An 18,100-nucleotide genomic window follows, 5' to 3' on the forward strand; every position below is an offset into this window, starting at 1 on the left:
ATTAAAAAGCTTTGTTTTACTTGGGTAAGGCAAGATAGGGAAAATGAATTAAGTAATTTATACTTTTAATTTAAGTCCTTTGTAATTTTATTAGGACGAAGAAAAAAAGAAGTAAAAAACAAATACCCCTGAACACCGGCCAAAAGAGGAACCTAATTACTCCAATTGTCCGTTCTGAAGGGTTCTGCCGGCAAACCTGCTGAGTTTTGCAGATCAGTGACCGGCGCATTAGTAAAAGCGTACCTGACTGCTTTTACAGGCAATGGTGTACCGGGAGGCGCCGTTATTACAATGGTGTTACCTGAAATTGCGGCCTGCCCCTGCCTGAAAACGTGGTCGGGACCGGCCACAAAAAAATATTGTTTTAAGGCAACGTTGCCGCCCGCCGTTAATCCATTGGCGGTACCCTGAACAAAATTAATTGTAACGGTGGCTTGATTGGCTGAAAACGATGCATACTGAGGCCCCAGGCACGGCACACTTTGGCCGTAAGTGTAGTTTAAAGCGAGCAATGCAAGGCGTTCGCCAACCGGCTCTTTATTTGGGGGGTGATGATTAGCCGGATCGCCTACATCCATTGTAACTGCCATTCCTGTGTTGGCAAGCAATGGGCGCATATTGGACTGCGCTTCCCTGAAATACGCGAGGTAATCTGAAAGCGGGTTGCCACCCGGTGGCGTTGTGCTGTTGTAATCTGCTGCAAAAGGGGTGAGTTGCACGTAATAAAATGGCAGTTCGGGCTGGTTGAATTTTGTACGCCACCCTTTTACCAGGTCTGCATTTAGCTGGGTATAAGCAGGCAGGGAAGGATCGCCCTGGTTGTTTTCGCCCTGGTACCACGCGAATCCTTTGATGCTGAGGTTGATCAGAGGGTTGATCATACCATTGTACAAACCAGAGCTCCCGGCCAGGTAATTGTTTGCAACATTGGGATCGTTTTCAATCGCCTCCACATTTGCCCAGTCCTGGCAGTAGGAACCGTTCACTGCCGAAACAATAATACCTATCGGCACATTAAGCGTTGTAGTTAACTTGCGTGCAAAGTAATAAGCTACGGCGCTGGTACGACCAACTGTTACGGGCGAGCAAACGCTCCAGCTCACCGGCTTATTTAAACTTGCGATGGGTGAGGGCTCAATGTCTTCCTGCACTGTAAGCATCCTGATCATAGGGTAATTGGCTGCCGCTATTTCGGATACATAATTTAATACCCCTTTAAATGGCGCCATGGTATCAACCGGCATAACCATATTTGACTGACCTGAACAAATCCATACATCGCCGATCAGCACATTTGAGATAATTATTGTACTATTACCCGGGGCTTTAATTGTAATATTTTGAGCGCTGGTATTTGCGGCAGCGGCTGAAACAGTTACCTTCCAGTTGCCCAAGGCATCGGATGATGTAATAATGGCAGCCGGGCTCCAGCTTACATTTACAGTTACCTGTGTATGTGCGGGCGCCTGCCCCCAAATGTTAGTTGGCTTATCCCGTTGTACAACCATATTGTTTTGAAAAAGGGACGACACAGACAAAGTGGTTGCCAGCGTACCTTTGTCAGTTACCGGGACAACTTTTAAATCTTTTCTACAGCCCGCAAGCACCAACAAGGCCAGCACAGGGTACAGCCAGTGTTTTTTTACTATCATAGGCGTTTCCCTTTCAATTTGGTTAAAAACGAGGTGATTTTATTGTGATGCAGCATGGTTTAATTCTGCCCGAAAAATAAGGTTTAGGCGCCGCCTTATAAAATGTTTTTTGAATTTTTTATACTTTCACGATAGCCGGTAAAAAACTGTGTTGCCGGGGATTGCTTGTTAATGTTCGGTGTCGTTAAAAAAGCAGGTGAATTGGCTTTATGATACAATTATCATCTTAAATTAACTGTCTTATTTAACAAAGTATAAAATAATGACAAAAGAAGAGGGCTTGTTGCAAACAACAAGCCCCTTCAGGAAACAAATCAAACTTACCTATTATTATTACAAATTATTACATTTTTACAAATGAGCTTCTGCCAATTAGTTTATTATTACTGTTATTAGTTACAGTTATGATATAAGTTCCGGGCAATAAATTGGTGATATTTTGCTGCCAGGTATCAGTTGCAGCTGTTGCCATTTTAATAACTGCACCTGAAATATTTACTATTTTGATATTGTAAACGGCTGCTTCGTTTGCTGTTATGGTTGCCTGCGCCATTGTAGTGATCTTGTTTTGGGTTGATACCGGGTCAATAACGCTGTTGGCCCCTGCCCGGTGGATTGCAAGGTTCACCACATTACTTGCCGGGTTGGGATAGATATTTATATTCTGTGTTATAGTGTTTATGCTGTTTGCAAATTGGAGCATCACCATATTTGAAAAACTGACGGTGCCACTTTGGGAAACTATTTTTAAACGGTACTGGTCAGCTGATATGGGCGGGGTTTGATCAGTATAATTATAACGGCCGGCAGAAGTAGACCGGAGGGTGTCTAAAATCCGGAAGGTTGTTCCGCCATCCTCACTTCTTTCAACAGTAAACATTGTATTATTGGCTTCGTTTTTGGCATCCCAGGATATTTCAGCTTCGGCGCCTGATTTGGAAGCGTTGAAATCCGTGAGTTGGAACGGAGGAACCGGAGTTTGGCTTTGACGAACCACAACACAAAATCTGTAACTGCCAAAACTCGCGGTATCCGCTTTATTAATAGAAAAAATATAATTTGCATTGGCCCTCAGGTCAAGAGAATCCTTTAGGTAATGATCAATGAGCCAAACACTATAGGTTCCTGGCAATTGGTCCAACTGGGTTTTTTCAAGTAAAATCTGCCCGCTGTTTTTGGCTTCAACATCAAGCCTTATAACAACTTGCTGAACCGGCAGGGGCAAAAGATTTATCGACAAGGGAACGCCGTCGCTTGAATAGCTGGACAATCCTTCCCCGGAGCCCAACCCGGGCATATATTTTGCGTCTTCATTAAAATCATATGTGTTTGACGCACCTGAGTTAAAGCCGATTACGATATCATCGTAGTTATACTGATCAACATAAAGTTTCAGACGGAGTAATTTGGTTACACTATCCAGCGACCCGTAAAGGGCGGATTGGTTAACCGGTTGATGAACCCGTTTAAGAGTGTTTATGGCTCCGGGGTTAATGCGGGTATGATAATGGGGGTTAAATATATAGGTTGAATTTCCCCTGGCTTCAGCCATTGAAAATAGTAAGATACCTAAAAAACATATTTTAATGCACGCTTTCATAACGTTGTTTTTTTAAGATTAGGTCATTAATAAAAACAATCAATTTTACGTGTTTGTTGAAACCGTAGATATAGAAGCATTTATGAAAATATGTAGTGGTTTGATTTACAAGCAGGAATAGCCCCAAAAAACGCGTTCATTGCGGCGATTACAGCTGGATGTAAAACGATGCTGCAGGGGTTTAATGCCACACAGGCGAGCCCCTGCCGCCGGAACAAGGGGTCATTCTAAGCCCCCCCGCTACAATGGTAATTCTACTAAAAACGTGGTGCCTTTATCAGGTTCACTTTCAATGTTTATAGTGCCGCCAATGCTTTCAACCTGCATTTTTACCATAAACAAACCCATTCCTTTTCCCTCTACCGAAAAATCAAAGCGTTTATATAAACCAAACAAATGAGCGCCGTATTTGGCCAGGTCGATACCTTTTCCGTTGTCTTCGAAAGTGATCTGTACCCTGTTTTCAACCAGTTTTGTTTTAATATTAATAACCGGGGTTGTTTTTAAGTTCCTGTATTTAATGCTGTTAATGATCAGATTTTGAAAAATGCTGTAGATGTAACTTTTAAGAACAAACAAATCATTTAATTCATCAAAATTGCAATTTATCGACACATCGTTTTTAACAATCATGGGGCTGATCTCTGTAATTATTTCTCCCACTAATCCCTTCAAAGAAACAGTTTCGCTTAACTCAGTTACCTGCCGGCCTGTTTGTAAGATCTGGTTAAGGTCGACAATTACACCGTCCAGGTTGTCAACTGATGAAGAAAGCGATTTTAATGTTTTCAGAAATTCAACATCATCAATATCAAAGTAATTAAGCACTGTTGATAACCCTTTTATATTGGCAAGCGGAGCCCTTAAATTATGAGAAATGATATAGGTAAATTGTTCAAGGTCCCTGTTACGCCGGATCAGGTCGGCAGTGATCTTTTCCCTTTCCAATTCGGAAATTTTCTTGGAAGTTATATTATTTAAAGTAAAAATGATACCAACACTTTCATTTTGTTGATTAAATACACCTATCCATTTAACATCATAATATTCCCTGGTTCCATCAAACTGGTCATAAGCAGTTTCATAATCAACCGGCTCTTTATTTCTTGCCTTCGTAACATACTTTTCAATATTAGCCTTCCTGTCATCACCAAAATAACTGAAAACCGATTTGCCCGCAACCAGTTCCTTCCCGAAATTTTTAATGGCCAGTTTGGCTGCGTTTGTGTTAAAGGAAACCAATTCCAGGTCGTTATTGAACAGGGCGATCGCCAGGTCTGTGTTTTCAAATACCGATCGCATATTAGCTTCAGATTTGATCACCGCCGCTTCATCCAGTTTTTGCTGCGTTATATCTCTTGAAAAACAGGATAAACCAATAACCTCTCCGGTTTCCCAAATCGGGTTAACGGAATAACTAAGGTAAACCTTCCCGTTGGTAACAGGATATTCATTGATAAAATGCTGCGTTTCACCGTCCAGTGCCTTATTGTATATCTCCGTCCATTTTTCGGCACCTTCGGCATCATACCCCCGTAATAAATGCAATGAACTGGTCCCCTGTTCTACTTCGAAACCATAAACCTGTTTAATAGTGGTTTTAAACAACTTATTAAAAGTGATAAATTTAAGCTCCCTGTCCAGCGAATATACCAGATCTGTAGTGTTTTCAATGATTGCGGAAAGGTTGGCTTCCGATTTTTTCAGGGCTTCTTCATGCGCTTTTCGCTGGGTAATATCCGTCAGCATTCCCAAATAACCCAGGTAGCTGCCATCCGGATTGAAAATGCTGTTGATGGAAACCGAGCAGATAACCTTTTTACCCTTTTTGGTTATAAACTCGGTATCATAAGGCTCAATCGCCTGTTGGTTTTTATACTTTAAACGCCTTATCGTTTCCTCTTTACTGCCAATTTCTTTAAAGTCATAATTGTGTTTACCTATTATCTCTTCGGCGGTATAGCCGAGGATATCGCACATTTTTTTATTAACAAACAGGGTTACAAAATTTTCGTCAATCATCCAGATACCTTCCTGGGCGGTTTCAACAATTTGACGGTAGCGCTGTTCGGAATGGAACCGGTTTTGTTCAGCAAGTTTACGGTCCGTTATATTAATATGAACGATAACGGCACCCTTATGTTTCTTATCATTCAATGGGGCGACTACTGCCTGGAACCACCGTTTCTCGGCATGGGAGTCGCAGGGATATTCCAGCGAAAATTCGCCTGCTTCGCCCGCCATAATGGTTTGGATCCCTTTACTCATTTTTTTTGCCGTAACCGCTTCCTCCCCGGTTGTTTTTTCGGTTACAGCAATATAATTATAGCCAAGGCCAAAGTGTGGCATTTTTAGTTTGTTTTCCCTGGCAAACCTTTTCCATGATTCATTAACCGCTATTATATCGCCATTTTCATTTAGTACGCAGATGTGGGGAGGCAAGGCATCTAAAATTGCGGTTTGTGTTTCTAATACTTCCCGTAAACTTAAATGGCTATTGTAAATGTGTTCCTCGGCCTGTTTGCGCTCGGTGATATCACGGGTAACACCATCAAGCCTCACCAATGCGCCGTATTCGTCAAGGGTGGGGATCACTTTACTTTCGGCCCAGCGCAGGCCCTTTGTTTTATGAAAAATGCGGTATTGCGAAATCACAGTTTCGCCATTGGTATGTTTTTTATTGTTTTCAGATTGAAAAAGAAGGTCGTCAGGGTGTATTATCCGGCTCCAAATGCCGGCGTCGGCCAAAAATTCCGCCTGTGAATACCCGTACATTTTTTCGCACCCGGGCGAGATTTGGATCAATTGTGCATTCACCATGTCCCTTGAAAAAAACACTTCGTCAATTGTATTAAACAAGGTTTTTATTTCCTGGTTAGCCTCATTTAGCTTGATTTCTGCTGTTTTTCTTTCTGTAACATCCTGGATAAACCCGCTCGCCCTTACCGCACGCCCATTTTTATCTTTTGTGATGATAAGTTTGGAATGGACCTGTTTTATTTCATTTTGAGGGGTAACAATCCTGAACTCCATGTCTATTTTATCGTGATGAGCAATAGACTGATCGATTTCATGTTTTACGCGCTCAACATCATTGAGGTGTACACAACTTAAAAAAACTTCAAATGAAGGAGCTAACTCGCCCGGGTGATAACCCAGAATTTTATCCATCCCCGCCGACCATTTTCTTGCGCCGTTAACCAGGTTGATATCCAGGCTTCCTATCAATGCGATATCTTCGGCTTGCTTTAATAATGCTTCGCTTTCAATAATATCGTTTAAATATCTTTCACGGTCAGCCGCAAGCCTAAATTTTTCAACTGCGTTTAATATGGACGATGGCAGGCGCTGCATCCTGTCTTTAAGGATATAATCGGAGGCGCCCTCTTTCATTATGGTTACCGCGAACTCCTCAGATATAGTTGCGGTTACCAGTATAAATGGAATATTTAATGCTTTACGTTTAAGAATTTCAAGTGCCTCTACAGAATTAAATGAGGGCAGGGAATGATCTGACAGGATGATGTCAGGCCGGTATTCATCAATGGCTTTGATATAATCGGCTTTATTATCAACATCCATTTTTTTGAATGCGATCCTTGCTCTTTTAAGTTCAATTCCCACCAACTCAGCATCGGTGGCCATATCCTCAAGGTGCAATATCTTTAAAATTCTATCCATAAAAAGTCCGGTTTAGCAGGGGTATAAATTATTGCGGCGGCTGGTTTACAATTAACCAATACATGCCCAGCTCGCACACAGCATTTGCAAAATCATGAAAATCAACAGGCTTAACCACATAGCTATTTACACCCAAATTATAGCTTTTAAAAACATCCTGTTCCTCTTTTGAGGAAGTCATGATCACCACCGGGATGGTTTTTGTAGCCGGATTGGCTTTGATCTGTCTTAATACCTCGATGCCATCAACCCGGGGCATTTTTATATCCAGCAAAATGACCTTAGGGTTAACCGCCGTTTTCCGGTTACTATAGTCTCCTTTTGCAAACAAAAAATCAAGCGCCTCAGCGCCATCTTTAACATGATGTAATCTATTGGCCAGGTTGATTTTTTTGAGCGAGCGGATCGTTAGTTCCGCATCGTTTATATTATCTTCCACTAATAAAACCTCAACTTCGTATGTTTCCATTTGCACTTATTTAATAGTTCATGTGTTTGAAGGAAGCCTGAAGTAAAATATGGCGCCCTTCTCAAGTTCTGCTTCGGCCCATATTTCTCCATTATGCTTTTCAATTATCCGTTTGGCCAACGCCAGGCCCACACCCGTACCTTCAAATTCATCGCTCCGGTGCAGGCGTTGAAATACACCGAATAGCTTGTCTGAATATTTCATTTCGAAACCGACGCCATTATCTTCAACATAATAAATGGGGCCTTTTTCGCCGGGGATAAAGCCAACTTCAATTTCGGGCGCTGTTTTTTTTGCGCTGTACTTAATAGCGTTCCCTAACAGGTTCATCCAAACCTGTTTGATCATATTGGTATCGGCCATGCACGGGGGCAAATTCCGGACTGTTACTTTGTATTTCCCCTGGCCATTTGCAAAATGTTCGGCCAGGCATGATTCAGCAACCGCCTTCATATCTGTTTGGCTCACAGCCAATTCTTTGCGTCCAAGGCGCGAAAAAGCAAGCAATTCATCTATCAGCTTACTCATCATCATGGCATTGGCGCGTATGGTATTAATAATACGGTTACCCTCCGGGCCCAACGCCGGCCCAAAATCTTCCATCAGCATAGCGGCATAGCCGTTTACCGCGCGCAAAGGCGTCCTAAGGTCATGTGATACTGAGTATGAAAAAGATTCCAGTTCCTTATTTACCGACTCTAATTGCAATGTCCGTTCAACAACCTTCTTCTCTAAGTTATCGTGCAGGTGCTGCAGCGCGAGCTCGGCTCTTTTTCGCTCGGATATATCCCGGATAAAAACCGATAAACCCTGCCCGGAGGGATAAATATGGTTTTCCTGCCATAAATTTAATGGTGCATAATAATCTTCGTGACAATAATATACCTGCTCTGCCATCGCTTTTTGGAACGCGTTATACGTATCGGAACCTACGGCATCCGGAAAAAGATCCCACACATTTTTTCCGATAAGTGAGTCTGGAAGTACGCCCAGCATTTCGCCAATCCGTTTGTTGGCATAGGTATAGCAAAAGTTCTGATCAATGGCGATGAACCCGTCAGTAATGCTTTCAAGTATATTTTCAATCTGGGCGGTTTTTTGTTTTAAATCTTCTTCGGCTTTTTTGCGTTCAGTCACATCTCTGAAATTGCATACTATGGCGTTGATGTTTTCATCATCAAGCATATTGGTAAAAAGGCTCTCCACCCAGATGTAGTGCCCCGACTTGTGCTGTGCGCGATAGGAGGTGATTAATGGTACGCCCGGTTTCGCAATAATTTCCTTAAAAAAAATCGCTACCCGGCATTGGTCATCAGGGTGAATAAGATCGATTAATTTATATGATTTTCGCTCACTCGCGCTCCATCCGCTTATTTTTCCTGTTGAAAGGCTCCTATAAATTAATTTCAGGTCTTTGTCAAACAGGGTGATGCCATCCTGGCTGTTTTCAATCAGCTTGCGAAACCGCAGTTCATTGGCAATAATTCTTTTTGTATTCTCCTTTACTCTCCGTTCCAGCTCAATATTCAGTTCTATCTTTTTGTCTTCTGCTTTCTTTTTTTCCGTAATATCCCTTGTTACTTTAGCAAAACCGAGGAGCAATTTATGATCATCATATAAAGGTGTGAATACAACGCTCGCCCAAAATAAGGAACCGTCCTTCCGCACCCTCCAGCCTTCGTTTTCATGCGAGCCGTTTAATACTGCCGCTTCGAGGTTTTTTTTAGGCTCATTTTTAGCAATGTCCGCCGGCGTGTAAAAAACGGACATATGCTTACCGATAATTTCATCTTCGCTGTAACCCTTTATATTTTGTGCGCCAAGGTTCCAGGTTAAAATATAACCAGCAGGATCGAGCATAAAAATGGCATAATCCTTTACACTGGCCACAAGTAAATGAAGCAGCTTTTCATTAACGCTTTGTTGGAGTAGTGGCCGTATGGTATTTACAGGTGACAAAATAGCTGGATAGTATTTATAAATTTAGTTAAAAAAAGTTCGGCCCGGCAAATGTTTTTTACCGGGAGTTGTTATATATCACAACCCATGAACATATAATTCTATTTAATCGGTTTATCTAAAATCACCCTTTCGGTTGTGATAAAAAGTAAGAACAATCATCTAAAAATATGATTGGGGTCACTTTTTATGCAATAAATGCGCCTTATTATTGGTGCAATAAAAAACAACCAATGAGCACCATTAAAGAACAAGATTTTCTGAAAAAATTAGGATCAAAAATCAGGTCACAACGCAACGAAAAAAAGATCTCATTAAACCAGCTTGCAACGCAGTTTGGCTTTGAAAAATCGAGCATATCCAAACTTGAAAATGGGAAATCCAATTCTACCATATTAACTTTAATGAAGTTAAGCCATGCGTTAAATGTCCCTATGGAACGCTTTTTCCATTAGCATCTGCCCATCGGGATCGTTACCGGTTTAATTTTCTGTTTTACGTGGTTAAAGCTATCGTATTAATACGGGATTAGCAACCCCGTTAATACACTATGTTTTGACAGGGGAAAACACGGTATCCCGGGAAATTTTAAGGCTATGCTTTGGGATGACCGAGAGAGATTACGGGTTCCATTAAAAAGGTTTCCGGGGATATTATTTTTCATTCAGCCATGGTTCAGCCAGCCATTGATAATATGCAGCCGGGAATAGGGGGTGATATCCTTCACGTTGCGGTACACGTTAATTACGCTGAGCGGTTAACCTGCCGGCAATGGGCATCGCTCCAAATGCCAGCAAGAAAGTTGGTAATATAAATCACGGCTTTATTTGGCATCAGGATATGAATGTTATTTGATAAAATAAAAGACCGGTTACTGCTTCTGCATCTTGTCCATCCGGCTTCCTGCCTGCAATCTAACGCTAAAGCATTGAAGGGATGAATAGGTGATGATGTTAAACTGATGCAGCGCTGATCGTTGCCCATTTATTGACTTAAATCATCTTTGGAAATGACTGTGGTCATCCGAAAGGGGTATTTATTTTATGAAATTTGTATCATTAAGATGAAGTTATTTTCACCCGCGTTTGTCTGTTCATTTTAAATATGCGGCCATATGCAAACGATCAAATTCTCAGGCGATGCAGCATGGCAAAAGCAATTTGCCGCTGCCGTAAGACATAATGTAAATAAATATTTCAAGGATAACGGCATTTCAACCAAGGGAAACTTTATACTGCTTACCCAAACCGTGGCCATGCTGTCCTGTTATATTGTTCCGTTAGTAATGCTGCTTACCTTCCGTATAACGGCCTGGCTGGCATTGCCCATGGTGATTATTATGGGAATAGGAATGGCCGGTATCGGGATGTGCGTGATGCATGATGCCGTACACGGTTCTTACTCGGATAAAGAATGGATAAATAAATTAATGGGCGGCACTATGTATTTGCTTGGCAGCAATGTATTTAACTGGAAAATCCAACATAACGTAATGCACCATGCCTATACCAACATTGAAGGCTATGACGAGGACATTGCAGTAAGCAGCCTGATTCGCTTATCGCAGTTTGCACCGGCAAAAAGGTTTTATCGCTACCAGCACATTCACGCTTTTTTCTTTTATGGGTTGATGACAATTTCCAAATTAACCACTGATTTTGTTCAATTAGCCCGGTACAACAAAGAGGGAATCACCCGGAAATTTAATGTTAATCCAACCATGGAATATGCCAAAATGGTATTTGTTAAAGTTTTATATTTGTTGGTGTTTATCGGTCTCCCGCTGTTGATTACCCATTATACCTGGTGGCAGGTGCTTTCAGGCTTTTTTATTATGCATTGGACCGCCGGTTTTATTATGAGTACAATTTTTCAGATGGCACACGTAGTTGAAGGGGCAAAGCAATTTCAACCCGATAAGGATGGTATCATACATACCGAATGGGCCGTTAACGAAGTACTTACTACTTCGGATTTCGCAAGAAATAACGGGTTGCTTAACTGGTATGTTGGCGGGTTGAATTTTCAGATTGAACACCATTTGTTTCCAAATGTATGCCATGTACATTATCATAATATTGCGCCGATTGTTGAAAAAACAGCTAAAGAATATGGCTTATTTTACAACCTTAAACCTACCTTTATGAATGCTTTGGCGTCACATGTTAGCCGGTTAAAAGAATTGGGCCGGCAAACTGCACTAACTGTATAAACCTTATGGATTTAAAAGAAACCGGGAATAAAATTTACGCTGTTATTATTGGCAGCGGCAGCTATATTCCAACCCGGATCATCACCAATAACGATTTTTCGGCGAGTACGTTTTATGATGAAAACGGGCATAAATTAGCCAGGGCAACAGCCGAGATTATCCCAAAGTTCAGTGATATAACGGGGATACTGGAAAGAAGATATGTAACTGCCGACCTGGTAGCCTCGGATATTGCCGTACTTGCCGCGGAGAGTGCAATTGGCAACGCAAAAATTGATGCCGAAACACTGGATTATATTATTGTAGCCCACAATTTTGGTGATATAAAAGAGGAGAACAGGAGGAGTGAATTTGTGCCGGCACTGGCCTCGCGGGTGAAACACCGGCTTGGTATAAAAAACCCCGATACCGTTTGCTACGATTTGCCGTTTGGCTGCGCAGGCTGGCTGCAGGGAATGATCCAGGCGGATTTTTATATCCATGCCGGACAGGCAAAAAGAGTGCTGGTAATAGGGGCCGAAACGCTATCGCGTATTTGTGACCCCCATGACCGGGACAGTATGCTTTATGCTGATGGCGCCGGCGCTGTAATATTGGAAGCGACAGAAAGTGATACGCCCGTGGGCATACTGTCGCATAGCTCCCATACCTATGCTGAACATGCTTTTATTTTAAGGATGGATAAGTCTAATAATCCTGATTATTTACCAAAAGATCAGTTGTTTTTAAAAATGCAGGGACGCATCCTTTACGAACAGGCTTTAAAAGTGGTGCCGCTTGTAATAAAGGAAAGCCTTGAAAAAGCAGCCGTGCCGTTTGACGGATTTGCCAAAATATTGCTCCACCAGGCCAATAAGAAGATGATGGAGGCCATTTTAAGGCGATTTTATGACGAATTCGGTATTAAGCAAATCCCCGAAAATATAATGCCTATAACGGTTTCATGGCTGGGCAATAGTTCAGTGGCAACGCTGCCAACGCTTTACAACCTGATCTCTGAAAATCAACTACCTGGACACCAATTTACTAATGGCAATATTATTGTGTTTGCATCAGTAGGCGCAGGTGTTAATGTAAACTCCGTGGTATATCAGATTCCTAAGTAAGTTCAAAGAAAGCGAAACATTTATACCCGGCTTACCTTGGGGGTACGTTTGTTTTGTGTAAAAATGCATGCTTGAGTTGATCTGAGTTTCTTGTTTCAGAATTTTATATCCGGGTTAAAATGCATGGAACTTGCTGCTATTATAATTACAATAAGGGCGACGCCGCCGGCTATCAAACCTATAGTGGCTCCTGTGGCGGGCTTTCTTTCGGCCAGGTCCACTCCTTTTGATTGCCTGTTTATTACATTTCCCTGTAAATCAAAAGTAAATATCACAAATTGGTTTAATTTACTGAATTGAGTGACGTTCTTTGTTGCTGCATTTCCACCGCCCTCTTTAAAATTATAAAGCCAGGCCTCTGTTGTGGTGGTGGTTATTTGCTCATAGGGTACACCAAATTTATCCGATACATTTTGCCTGGTCTTATACCTGTCAAAAACCTGTTGGTTGGTGTAAACAATTTTGCTGCAGCTAAAAAACAGCAGACCAAGCAACGCTATGGTTGCTTTGAGTTGCGTTTTCATAATAGATTGTTTTAAGGTGAAAACACGTACTTGAATTCGTACAAATTTCCACCTTATAAAAACTATCTAATATGATATCGGGCAATTATAAATATGATTGTTTTCAAAAAAATCTTTGCTGCTGATTATCCTGCAGCCAAAAGCTAATTGACGTAAATGGCGCAAACCCGGGGTAAAGCGGTTTGCTTTGCCCGAAAAAAAGATTGAGTGTGGTTCTGCGGCCCGCTTTTTGCCGAACGGACCCGGCCTTTACTTCCAAAACGATTTATGCTGCGGCCGGGTATTAGGCCGTAGCAACCAGTTTATTGATACTCCGGTAAACGTAATCGTTAAAAATGTGCCTGCGTGCAAACCTACCCGGGGAATCAGCATTTACAAGCTTTCTGTACACCTCTTTGGGCACGTCAAAATATTCATACACGTTACCGTCGGCAAAATGTATTTTAAGTACCTGGGCCTGGTATTCAAAATCAAGTATCCCTGATGCTGCGGTGGTGGTGTTATATTCCGCTGCAGTTTGATTGCGGGTTTCGGGCGCAATACTCACTAAAAAATGATAGGCCTCAATAATGGTTTTGCTTTTTTCTTCAGCAACCAGTTTATCTTCTTCACTGTGCTGAAATTTATCGGGGTGCCAAGTTTTCATTAAACTGCGGTAAACCGTTTTAAGTTCATGCAGCTCAGCATCCTTAGTTACATCTAACAGTTTGCGGTAATCGGTAATCTTTTTCATGTTATCAATTCGTTAACTTATTGTCGTTGAAGTGATAGCGGGTCAGATGACCGGGCGCCTGTTTCAAGAAAATAATTTTGCAAAGGTAGGCTTTTTAGTTAATAAAAGCGAGCCGGAGAAACTTATAAGTATATGTGGGACCTATCGCTATTTCCAGAAACGGTTTGATTGTCCTGTTTTCCGGTTGTTAGTTTGCTTTCCGGTTAGCTTTTAAGTACGGGTAAAAATAAAAACCCCCTCACTCTCGCAGCTTGGGGGCTTTAACCTAAACCTTATCACAAAAGACAAGTAGAGACTTGCCATATGAAGGGGTAAAATTACGGATTTTTAATTTACCTCTTATGGGTTTTTTTAACCAGATTAGGGCTTTTTTTTCATTTTCGCATCCAAATTGTTACAAAAACAACCGTTTTGGGGGCCGACACGACAGGACGACGCGGTTCATCTGCCCGAAACAGGGGACTTCCTTTTTTCCCACACCGGCCATAAATGTTACAGAATATACCGGTACCCTCGCGGGGTGGTGAATGGCATTACCGGGCTTTGATAACGAAGATGGTATCGACTTTAATCCCTCTATTACAGCGAAAGCCGACTGGGGCAATGGCTACTGCATACCTACCTGATTTTAGCGGCAGTTGCATTAAAAGAATAGTAACCGGTAGTAACAGTTATTTGTTTACAACTATTTACGGGATGAATATGTGATTGAATAGCATCAAAGGCCTTTTTTCCTGACAATTCCCGGCTTCCTGTTTTTCCCTGCTTTCGGCTTTTCGTTCGTTGCCACTTCATCCGCGCCGTAGCTGCGTGCCATTTTGGCAATGCGTTCTTCCAATGGTTCGGTGGTTAAGCGCTCCCGGCCCAGACTGTCGACCATGATCGGGAAGGCGAAGGGTGTTGGGCGCTCTATTACTTTCAGAATAATATTTTGTTTGATGATGCGCTGCAGTGCGGCCCGCAGCCTGAATTCCTCCAGCTGGAAAGCCAGGGCTTCGTTATAGGCCTGGCGCACTAATAAATTATCGGGCTCATATTCATTAAACACTTCAAAAAGCAGTGAAGTGGACGCCTGTAAATGCCTGTTTTTTACCTGTTGCCCCGGGTATCCGGTAAACACCAGCCCGCCGATATGTGCGATATCCCTGAACCGCCGGCGCGCCATTTCATTGGCATTCAGGCTGTGCTGGATATCTTCCAGCAGGTTATTTATTGAAAAAAAGCCGGCATCTTCCAATGCCTCTTCTATCGGGATGTCTTCATCTGCCAGTAATTCAAAGCCATAATCATTCATGGCGATTGAAAAACTGGCAGGTTTTATTTTGCTGATGCGATAGGCCAGCAATGAGGCCATGCCCTCATGAACCAGCCGGCCTTCAAATGGGTAAAATACCAGGTGATGCCCATCGGCCGTTTTGAATGATTCGATCAAAAACTCGTGGCTTTGCGGCAAATGCGACAATTGCGCCTGGAGGTCGAATAAGGGCTTTAATGCAATCACTTCATCATCATAGGCGGTTCCATGGGCCACTTCGTCGAGTTTGTCCCTAAACATCGCCGACAATTGTGAAGACAGCGGCATCCGTCCGCCCATCCAGCTGGGAATCATCCCCTTGCGGGCATTTGATTTTTTTACAAATGCCGTCATTTCTTTTAACTGGATAAACTCCAGGCTGCGCCCCGCAAACCAAAAGGTATTACCCGGCTTTAATTTCGAGATAAAAGATTCTTCAATAGTGCCCAGGCTGCCGCCATGCATCAGTTTTACCCGAATACTTAACTCGCTGGTGATGGTGCCAATGCTGAGCCGGTGACGCATTGCAACACGGCGGTTGTTTACTTTGAACAAACCATTTTCGACTTCAACTTTTAAAAATTCATCATATTGGGCGAGTGTTTTGCCACCAGTGGTGATAAAATCAAGGAGCTGGTTAAATTCGGTTCGTTTCAAATCGGAGAAAGCAAAGCTGGTTTTTACTTCGCCGAACAGTTCATCAGCATAAAAACCATCCGACACCGCTAGTGTAACCATGAATTGGATCAGTACGTCCATAGTGAGCAACATCGGGTCGCGGCTTTCAAAAATCTTTTTTTTGATGGCTTCCTTCAGCGCAGCGCCCTCCAATAATTCTAAAGAATGCGTAGGAACAAAATACGCCTTAGATATGGCCCCCGGGTGATGGCCGCTACGGCCCGCCCGCTGCATAAAACGGGCAACGCCTTTGGGACTACCTACCTGGATCACGGTATCTACCGGGCGAAAGTCCACGCCTAAATCTAAACTCGAAGTACAAACTACCACTTTTAACGCTTCGGCATGCAGGGCCTGCTCCACCCAGTTGCGGAGTTCATTGTCAAGCGAACCATGATGCATGGCCATTATCCCGGCATATTCCGGGTAATTATCCAAAATGGCATGGTACCAGATCTCCGACTGTGAGCGGGTGTTGGTAAATATCAGCGTAGTTACACTTTTGGCCACCAGCTCCATCACCTGTGGCAACAGTTTTAACCCAATATGCCCCGACCATGAGTAACTTTCAACGTTTTCGGGAATGATGGATTGGATTACCAGCTTTTTATCAATATTAGCCCGTACCATTTTTATTTTTCCGGGCGGGAAATCGTTGCCAAGTAATACTTCGGCGGCTTCCTCCAGGTTGCCTATGGTGGCGCTGATACCCCATATTTTGAGTTGGCAGTGGGCAGTGGGCAGTGGGCAGTCTTTAGTTAGCTGTTGGCGGGTTGCTGTTGGCAAGCCGGAACTCGCTCCAGCAACAAACTTTTCCGTGCAAACTGCCAACTCTGAACTGCCAACTGAGCGAATGGCCTTCAGTCTGGACAAACCAAGCTCTACCTGGACACCCCGTTTAGTCCCAAGCAACTCGTGCCATTCGTCTATCACAACCACCTGCAGGTTTTGGAACAACTTCGGATATTCCTTTTGCGCCATCATCAGATGGAGGCTTTCAGGGGTGGTGAGCAGCACTTCGGGCAGTTTTCTTTTTAACGCCTGCTTTTCGGCTGCTGAAGTATCGCCCGTGCGGGTCATGATGCGCCAGGGCAGGCCAATCTCATCACATACTTCCTGCATCGCTTTTTTAATATCGTTGGTCAATGCCCGTAACGGGGTGATCCAGAGCATCAGCAGGCCATTATTGCTGTGGGTTTGATAGTTGTCCGGATGTTTATCAATGAATTCCGCCAAAAAAGGCAAAAACAGCGCAAAGGTTTTACCGCTGCCGGTAGGCGCATTCAGCAAGCCTGAAAAGCCACTGAGATAAGCCTCCATCATCTCCTGCTGAAAGGCAAACTGCTGCCAGTTTTTTTTCCGGTACCATTCCTGTATAACCTGCTGCCCTTTTGTAACCATGTGGATAATATACAACGGAAATTGGAATATTTGGATATAATTAAAAAATGGCAAGAATGTTCTGCATTAATTTAATTTTTTAAATTTGTGTATGCGAACACTCAACTTACACCCTCAGTATGTGAAAGGAGAACACGACGAACCGCTTGGAGTTTTCCTTACCGTTTCTGAATTTCAAAGTATTTTGGATGAGCTTGAGGAACTGGAAGATATTAAAGCCGCAGATGCCTTTGAAAGCCGTGATGATAAAGAGTTTGTTCCTTTTCGGCAAGCCCTGGACGAAATCAAAAGCGGGCTCGTCAAATGAATTACACGGTACAGATTGAACGATCTGCACAAAAGCAGCTGGCATAAATTCCAGGTCCCTATTTTGAAACTATAGCTGAAAAGATTTTATCGCTCGAAAAAAACCCACGGCCGCCTGGCTGTAAAAAGTTGACAGGCCGTAAAAGCTGGCGCATAAGGGTCGGTGACTACCGTATTATTTACAACATTTCCGACCATCTTTTGCAGATCATGGTTATTGACATCGGCCACCGAAAGGAAATTTACAGGTAGAAAAAAGGTTGACGGTTCAGCAAACCCGAAAATCCATTGATATAAACAAATTCCATCTTCTGCTGAAAGGCAAACTGCTGCCAGTTTTTTTCCGGTACCATTCCTGTATAACCTGCTGCCCTTTTGTAACCATTGAGCGTAATATGCGATATTAACGTTAGTACCTGCAAATAACGCATACAAATTCCCATCGATTGCATTATGGAATAAAAAAGTCCCGCCAAATTACCGGC

General features: G+C 42.7%; 14 protein-coding genes. 5 read left to right on the forward strand and 9 right to left on the reverse strand.

Annotated features, from left to right (window positions below; all coding sequences use genetic code 11):
* Window positions 1-152: 152 nt before the first annotated feature.
* The 5 genes from MgSA37_RS25960 to MgSA37_RS25980 all read right to left on the reverse strand — a co-directional run bounded on the left by MgSA37_RS25960 (window position 153) and on the right by MgSA37_RS25980 (window position 9,361).
* Window positions 153-1,652, reverse strand: a complete 1,500-nt coding sequence (locus tag MgSA37_RS25960) for a sialate O-acetylesterase (RefSeq protein ID WP_096356466.1) — start codon at window positions 1,650-1,652, stop codon at window positions 153-155.
* Window positions 1,653-1,995: 343 nt separating this feature from the next.
* The gene (locus tag MgSA37_RS25965; protein WP_096356468.1) at window positions 1,996-3,252 is read right to left on the reverse strand and encodes a T9SS type A sorting domain-containing protein; all 1,257 of its coding nucleotides are present in this window, start codon (window positions 3,250-3,252) and stop codon (window positions 1,996-1,998) included.
* 240 nt (window positions 3,253-3,492) lie between these two features.
* A complete protein-coding gene (locus MgSA37_RS25970) occupies window positions 3,493-6,933 on the reverse strand; it encodes a PAS domain S-box protein (protein WP_096356470.1) in 3,441 nt (1,146 codons plus the stop codon).
* Between the two features lie 28 nt (window positions 6,934-6,961).
* Window positions 6,962-7,402 carry a response regulator gene (locus tag MgSA37_RS25975; protein ID WP_096356472.1) on the reverse strand — a complete coding sequence of 147 codons (441 nt, stop codon included), beginning with the start codon at window positions 7,400-7,402 and terminating at the stop codon, window positions 6,962-6,964.
* 18 nt (window positions 7,403-7,420) lie between these two features.
* Window positions 7,421-9,361 (reverse strand): PAS domain-containing sensor histidine kinase, encoded by a 1,941-nt coding sequence (locus MgSA37_RS25980; protein ID WP_096356474.1) that lies wholly within the window; start codon window positions 9,359-9,361, stop codon window positions 7,421-7,423.
* Window positions 9,362-9,594: 233 nt separating this feature from the next.
* Here MgSA37_RS25980 and MgSA37_RS25985 point away from each other — a divergent pair, with 233 nt between their 5' ends.
* The 3 genes from MgSA37_RS25985 (at window position 9,595) to MgSA37_RS26000 (ending at window position 12,679) form a co-directional block, all read left to right on the forward strand.
* A complete protein-coding gene (locus MgSA37_RS25985; protein WP_157750750.1) occupies window positions 9,595-9,816 on the forward strand; it encodes a helix-turn-helix domain-containing protein in 222 nt (73 codons plus the stop codon).
* Between the two features lie 659 nt (window positions 9,817-10,475).
* Entirely contained in the window at window positions 10,476-11,573 is a 1,098-nt protein-coding gene (locus tag MgSA37_RS25995) for a fatty acid desaturase family protein (protein WP_096356480.1), read from the forward strand.
* Between the two features lie 5 nt (window positions 11,574-11,578).
* Entirely contained in the window at window positions 11,579-12,679 is a 1,101-nt protein-coding gene (locus MgSA37_RS26000; RefSeq protein WP_096356482.1) for a 3-oxoacyl-ACP synthase III family protein, read from the forward strand.
* 95 nt (window positions 12,680-12,774) lie between these two features.
* Here the strand turns inward: MgSA37_RS26000 and MgSA37_RS26005 are convergent, their stop codons facing one another.
* From MgSA37_RS26005 to MgSA37_RS26020, 3 genes are all read right to left on the reverse strand, one after another.
* Window positions 12,775-13,203, reverse strand: coding sequence for a hypothetical protein (locus MgSA37_RS26005; protein WP_096356484.1), 429 nt, complete (start codon window positions 13,201-13,203; stop codon window positions 12,775-12,777).
* Between the two features lie 283 nt (window positions 13,204-13,486).
* Window positions 13,487-13,936 carry a KTSC domain-containing protein gene (locus MgSA37_RS26010; protein ID WP_096356486.1) on the reverse strand — a complete coding sequence of 150 codons (450 nt, stop codon included), beginning with the start codon at window positions 13,934-13,936 and terminating at the stop codon, window positions 13,487-13,489.
* 718 nt (window positions 13,937-14,654) lie between these two features.
* On the reverse strand, window positions 14,655-17,309 hold the full coding sequence (locus MgSA37_RS26020; RefSeq protein ID WP_096357753.1) for a ligase-associated DNA damage response DEXH box helicase: 2,655 nt from the start codon (window positions 17,307-17,309) through the stop codon (window positions 14,655-14,657).
* Between the two features lie 91 nt (window positions 17,310-17,400).
* Between MgSA37_RS26020 and MgSA37_RS26025 the strand changes: the two genes are divergently transcribed.
* Window positions 17,401-17,616, forward strand: a complete 216-nt coding sequence (locus MgSA37_RS26025) for a hypothetical protein (protein WP_157750751.1) — start codon at window positions 17,401-17,403, stop codon at window positions 17,614-17,616.
* 83 nt (window positions 17,617-17,699) lie between these two features.
* Window positions 17,700-17,867, forward strand: a complete 168-nt coding sequence (locus MgSA37_RS29830) for a type II toxin-antitoxin system RelE family toxin (protein ID WP_394365405.1) — start codon at window positions 17,700-17,702, stop codon at window positions 17,865-17,867.
* On the opposite strand, the gene MgSA37_RS26035 is transcribed toward MgSA37_RS29830, so the two are convergent.
* Complete coding sequence (locus MgSA37_RS26035) at window positions 17,858-18,046, reverse strand: hypothetical protein (RefSeq protein WP_096356492.1); 189 nt, start codon at window positions 18,044-18,046, stop codon at window positions 17,858-17,860. The genes MgSA37_RS29830 and MgSA37_RS26035 overlap by 10 nt on opposite strands.
* Window positions 18,047-18,100 lie beyond the last annotated feature (54 nt).

It is taken from the genome of Mucilaginibacter gotjawali (assembly GCF_002355435.1).
GTDB classification, from domain to species: domain Bacteria; phylum Bacteroidota; class Bacteroidia; order Sphingobacteriales; family Sphingobacteriaceae; genus Mucilaginibacter; species Mucilaginibacter gotjawali.

Coding starts and splice junctions, on each gene's coding strand:
- MgSA37_RS25960 (WP_096356466.1), bottom strand. CDS start 1,652: ATGATAGTAAAAAAACACTGGCTGTACCCTGTGCTGGCCTTGTTGGTG.
- MgSA37_RS25965 (WP_096356468.1), bottom strand. CDS start 3,252: ATGAAAGCGTGCATTAAAATATGTTTTTTAGGTATCTTACTATTTTCA.
- MgSA37_RS25970 (WP_096356470.1), bottom strand. CDS start 6,933: ATGGATAGAATTTTAAAGATATTGCACCTTGAGGATATGGCCACCGAT.
- MgSA37_RS25975 (WP_096356472.1), bottom strand. CDS start 7,402: ATGGAAACATACGAAGTTGAGGTTTTATTAGTGGAAGATAATATAAAC.
- MgSA37_RS25985 (WP_157750750.1), top strand. CDS start 9,595: ATGAGCACCATTAAAGAACAAGATTTTCTGAAAAAATTAGGATCAAAA.
- MgSA37_RS25995 (WP_096356480.1), top strand. CDS start 10,476: ATGCAAACGATCAAATTCTCAGGCGATGCAGCATGGCAAAAGCAATTT.
- MgSA37_RS26000 (WP_096356482.1), top strand. CDS start 11,579: ATGGATTTAAAAGAAACCGGGAATAAAATTTACGCTGTTATTATTGGC.
- MgSA37_RS26005 (WP_096356484.1), bottom strand. CDS start 13,203: ATGAAAACGCAACTCAAAGCAACCATAGCGTTGCTTGGTCTGCTGTTT.
- MgSA37_RS26010 (WP_096356486.1), bottom strand. CDS start 13,936: ATGAAAAAGATTACCGATTACCGCAAACTGTTAGATGTAACTAAGGAT.
- MgSA37_RS26020 (WP_096357753.1), bottom strand. CDS start 17,309: ATGGTTACAAAAGGGCAGCAGGTTATACAGGAATGGTACCGGAAAAAA.
- MgSA37_RS26025 (WP_157750751.1), top strand. CDS start 17,401: ATGCGAACACTCAACTTACACCCTCAGTATGTGAAAGGAGAACACGAC.
- MgSA37_RS26035 (WP_096356492.1), bottom strand. CDS start 18,046: ATGCGTTATTTGCAGGTACTAACGTTAATATCGCATATTACGCTCAAT.